At 70.8% G+C, this 4,722-nt stretch carries 5 protein-coding genes and 1 pseudogene; 1 reads left to right on the forward strand and 5 read right to left on the reverse strand.

The window, feature by feature from the left end:
• Positions 1–470 (forward strand): annotated as a pseudogene (locus tag RIF89_RS11080) (MFS transporter); the annotation flags it as partial.
• A gap of 48 nt (positions 471–518) precedes the next feature.
• Here the strand turns inward: RIF89_RS11080 and RIF89_RS11085 are convergent.
• The 5 genes from RIF89_RS11085 to RIF89_RS11105 all read right to left on the reverse strand — a co-directional run.
• Positions 519–1,535: an NADPH:quinone reductase gene (locus RIF89_RS11085; RefSeq protein WP_309069170.1), complete on the reverse strand. Its 1,017-nt coding sequence runs from the start codon at positions 1,533–1,535 to the stop codon at positions 519–521.
• Positions 1,536–1,659: 124 nt separating this feature from the next.
• Positions 1,660–2,457, reverse strand: a complete 798-nt coding sequence (locus RIF89_RS11090; RefSeq protein ID WP_309069171.1) for an HpcH/HpaI aldolase/citrate lyase family protein — start codon at positions 2,455–2,457, stop codon at positions 1,660–1,662.
• Complete coding sequence (gene hpaH / locus RIF89_RS11095) at positions 2,442–3,227, reverse strand: 2-oxo-hept-4-ene-1,7-dioate hydratase (protein WP_309069172.1); 786 nt, start codon at positions 3,225–3,227, stop codon at positions 2,442–2,444. The genes RIF89_RS11090 and hpaH overlap by 16 nt, the downstream gene beginning before the upstream one ends.
• A gap of 2 nt (positions 3,228–3,229) precedes the next feature.
• Positions 3,230–4,402: a 3,4-dihydroxyphenylacetate 2,3-dioxygenase gene (hpaD, locus tag RIF89_RS11100; protein ID WP_309069173.1), complete on the reverse strand. Its 1,173-nt coding sequence runs from the start codon at positions 4,400–4,402 to the stop codon at positions 3,230–3,232.
• Positions 4,403–4,450: 48 nt separating this feature from the next.
• Positions 4,451–4,722, reverse strand: a 272-nt coding sequence (locus RIF89_RS11105) for an aldehyde dehydrogenase family protein (protein ID WP_309069174.1), incomplete at its 5' end; no start/stop codon positions are given.

Consider the following 4,722-nt stretch of genomic DNA (forward strand, 5'->3'; position numbering starts at 1 on the left):
TCGCGGGGCGCCTGTACCTGCGCTTCGGCTTCCGCCCCGTGATCATCTCCGGTACGGCGCTGGTGCTCGCGACCGCCGTCGGGATCGCGCTGCTGTCGCGCTGGCCGAGCATCTGGACGGTCGCGCTAATCCTGTTCGTGACGGGTCTCGGCTTCGGCTTCACCGCTGTGCCGTCGCTCGTGGCGGTGCAGTCGACGGTCGCCTGGCAGGAGCGCGGGGTCGCCTCGGGAGCGGTGATGTTCTCCCGCTCCATCGGGCAGGCGCTCGTCGCGGCGGTGCTCGGCGCGATCTCGAACGGCATCGTCGCGCGCCTGGGCGGCGACGCGCACGATCCGGCCACCGTCATCGCGTCCTCCGGCGCCGTGTTCGTCGCCTCGGCGGTGCTCGCGGCGACGATGTTCGGGCTGGCCTTCCTCGTCCCGCGCGGCGTCCCGACCGAGGACCGGGTCGACGCCGACAAGGTGGCGTGACCCGGCTCGTCCTCGGCCCGCCTCGCGCGTCCGTCGCGGCGACCCGCGTCAGTCCGCGGCGACGTCGATCAGCACCTTGCCGATCGCGCCGTCCTCGACCGCGTCATGCGCCGCGGCCGTTCCCTCGAGGGGGAAGTGGTGCAGCGGCAGGCCACGCTCGTCGCCCACCGCGAACGCGCCGTCCTCGAGCGCCGCGGTGATGTCCTCCGCGGCGGCCGCGAGCAGCTCCGGAGCGACCGTGTAGAGCAGCACGAACTGGTAGCGCAGGTTCTTCGAGAACGTCGCTCGCACCGACAGCGTCATCTCGTCGCCGCCGTTGTTCGCGTAGATCCCGATGGTCGCGCCGAGCGCGGCCACCTCACGGTCCAGGTCGGTGTTCTGAGCGGGGGCCACCTCGACGATCTGGTCGACGCCGCCCGGAGCGAACGAACGGATCGCGGCCGCGGCATCGCCCGTCGTGTAGTCGACCGTGTGCGCGGCACCCGCGGCCCGCGCGAGCTCGGCCTTCTCGGCGCTGCTGACCGTCGCGATCACGGTCGCCCCCGCCCACGCCGCCAGCTGGATCGCAGCGTTGCCCACCGCGCCCGCGCCGCCCTGGACGAGGACGGTGCGTCCGCCGAGCGCACCGGGACCGAGCCGCATGACCGGTCCGGTGGTGAGCAGCCGGTGCGCGGTCACCGCAGGCACGCCGAGCGAGGCGCCGAGGTCGAACGAGGCGCTCTCCGGCAGACGGATGGCCTGGGTCTCGGGAACGACGGTGTACTCGGTGGCCGATCCGAGGGGCCGACCGTTCTGCGTCAGGAAGGTCCATACGCGGTCGCCGACCGCAAGGCCGGTCACTCCCGTGCCGACCGCGTCGATCACTCCACTGGCATCCTGTCCGGGCGAGATCTCGTCGAACGCGAGCGGCCCCATGCCGCCGGCGCGGAACTTCCAGTCGGTCGGATTCACGCCCGCGCGCACGACGCGGACGCGCACCTCTCCCTCGCCGGGCTCGGGCACGGGCCGCTCGACGACGCGGAGGACGGAGGACGGACCGGTCTCGGAGTAGATGACAGCACGCATGCTCTCACGCTACCCACGACGGGGAGCCGCGGGGCCGGGCGGATGAGGTGCTGCGCCGACGGCGACGTGCCCCGAACTGCCGCTATGTCGCCGCGAGATGCGGCAGTTCGGGGCAGACGGGGCGTCAGTAGGACGCGCGGGCATCGCCGTCCGCGGCGGGGAGGAAGGTCCGCGCAAGCTGTTCCGCACCGCGCGCGGCAAGGCCCACGTCGGCGCCGACGAGCACGAAGCGCGCACCCGCGTCGACGTAGCCACGGGCGGCCGACTCGACGAAGGCGTTCACCCCGACGGGCTTGCCCGCCGCCCGCACGCCCGCGAACGCCCGCTCGACCGCGGCGACCACATCCGGATGCGTCTGCCGGCCGAGAAGCCCCATGGACGCGGCGAGGTCGCTCGGGCCGACGAAGACGCCGTCGATGCCGTCCACCGACGCGATCGCCTCGGCGTTCTCGACGCCCTCGGCGGTCTCGATCTGCACGATCAACGACGTGTACTCCGCGGCGTTCGCGAGGTAGTCGTCCACGCGGTTCCAGCGGCCGGATCGCGCGAGCGCGTTGCCGACGCCGCGGTGTCCGCGCGGCGGGTACGACGCGTGCGCGACCGCCGCCTCAGCCTCCGCGGCGGTCGACACCATGGGCACCATGATCGTCTGCGCGCCGAGGTCGAGCACCTGCTTGATCCACACGGCGTCGTTCGCCGGCACGCGCACCACCGTCGTGGCGGGGTAGGCCGCCGCCACCTGCAGCATCGCCTGCGTCTCGCCCAGCCCGACGGGCCCGTGCTCCATGTCGATCATGAGCCAGTCGAGGCCGGAGCCGGCCATGATCTCGGCCATGACGGGAGAGCCCGAGCAGATCCAGCCGCCGTACAGCGCGCGGTCCGAGTCGGCGAGCCGGTGACGCAACGTCACTGGAAGCTGCATGCGATGGTCCCCATCCGTCCGTAGTCCGCCAGGATGCTGTCGCCGGCCTTCGCCCACACGGGCCGGGTGAAGGATCCCGCCAGGATGATCTCGCCCGCCTCGAGCCGGTCACCGTGCTGGTGCATCTTGTTCGCGAGCCAGGCCACTCCCATGCCGGGATGGCCCAGCACGCCGCCCGAGACGCCGGTCTCCTCGATCGTCTCGTTGCGGTAGAGCATGGCACCCACCCAGCGCAGGTCGACGTCGTCGGGTCGCATCGGCCGCCCACCGAGCACCATGCCGCCGTATGCGGCGTTGTCGCTGATGGTGTCGACGATCGTGCGCCCCTCCATCTCGATGTGCGAGTTCAGCACCTCGAGCGCGGGAGTGACGTACTCCGTCGCGCGCAGGACGTCGAACAGGGTGCAAGCCGGGCCCTCGAGCGCGTCCTTCAGCACGAAGGCGAGCTCGACCTCGATCCGGATGTTCGAGAAGTCCCCGGCGGGGATCACGGCTCCCGAGTCCCACACCGTGTCGTCGAACATCACGCCGTAGTCGGGCTCCGTGATGCCGGTCGCCTGCTGCATGGCCTTGGACGTCAGGCCGATCTTGCGCCCCACGAGGCGGCGACCCGCCGCGATCTGCGAATCGCGCCAGATCCCCTGGATCGCGTACGAGTCCTCGATCGTCGCCTCCGGGAAGCGCGCCGTGATGCGCGGGATGACGCCGTGCGTCCGGTCCGCCTCCGCGAGCTCGGCGGCGAGCTGCGCGATCTGATCCTGGGTCAGCATGATCAGAGCTGGTTGCCGAGCTTGTACTCGCCCTGCTTCCACGACGGCATCTCCTGCTCGTCGTCGGGGCGGGTGTACGAGAAGCCGTCGGCGCCGATCGTGACGGCCATCTCGCTCTTGTCCTCACGCGCGACGACCGGCTGCGGGTTGCCGTCGAGATCGAGCACGAGCGACGCCTCGGTGTACCAGCTCGGGACGACAGGGTTGCCCCAGAAGTCGCGACGCTGGTTGTCGTGCACGTCCCACGTGACGACCGGGTTGTCGGGGTCGCCCGTGTAGTAGTCCTGCGTGTAGATCTCGACGCGGTGCCCGTCGGGGTCGCGCAGGTACAGGTAGAACGCGTTCGAGACGCCGTGGCGGCCCGGTCCGCGCTCGATCGCGTCGGAGCGGCGCAGGGCGCCGAGCTTGTCGCAGATCGCGAGGATGTTGTGCTTCTCGTGCGTCGCGAACGCGACGTGGTGCATGCGCGGGCCGTCGCCGCCGGTCGTCGCCGTGTCGTGCACGGTCGGCTTGCGGCGCATCCAGGCGGCGTAGACGGTGCCGTCGGCGTCCTGGATGTCCTCCGTGACGCGGAAGCCCAGGTCCTGGTAGTGACGCACGGCACGGGGCACATCCGGTGTCACCTGGTTGAAGTGATCGAGGCGGACGAGCTCGCCGGGGATCTGCAGGTCGTAGCGCCACGACAGGCGCTCGGTGTGCTCGCTCTGGTGGAAGAACTCGTACGGGAAGCCGAGCGGGTCCTCCACCCGCACGGAGTCGCCGATGCCCTTCGTGAAGCCCTCGGGACGGCGGATGACGCGGCAGCCGAGCTCCTCGTAGAACGCGACGGCCTTGTCGAGGTCCTCGGGCGAGCGGACGCGGTAGGAGAACGCCGCGACGCCCGCGACGGGTCCCTTGCGCAGCACGAGGTTGTGATGGATGAACTCCTCGGTCGAGCGCAGATAGATCGCCTCGTCATCCTCCTCCGTCACGTGCAGGCCCAGGATGTCGACGTAGAACGCGCGCGACGCGGCGAGATCCGTGACGACGAGGTCCATGTACGCGCAGCGCAGGATGTCCGGCGCGGGCGTCGTCGGCGTGGCGACGGGGTTCGCGGGCTCGATCGGGGCCTCCTGCGAGACGTAGAAGCCCGACGAGGTGAGCGTGCCGCGGCGGTCGGTGGATTCTGTTGTCATGTCAGCGACTCTGCTTTCTTGATTCTGGTTCCGGACGTCGGGCGGCGCTCAGTGAGCCGGTCCGCCCTCCTTGCCGAAGGTCGGGTTGTGCACCTTGCCGAGCGTGATGTGCACGGCCTGCTGGTCGGTGTAGAAGTCGATCGAGCGGTAGCCGCCCTCGTGCCCGAGGCCCGACGCCTTGACGCCGCCGAAAGGCGTGCGGAGGTCGCGCACGTTGTTCGAGTTGAGCCACACCATGCCGGCCTCGACCGCCTGCGAGAAGTTGTGCGCGCGCTTGAGGTCGTTCGTCCAGATGTAGGCCGCCAGCCCGTACTTGGTGT

Origin of the sequence: Microbacterium sp. (assembly GCF_031178525.1) — a bacterium.
Classification (GTDB): Bacteria; Actinomycetota; Actinomycetes; order Actinomycetales; family Microbacteriaceae; genus Microbacterium.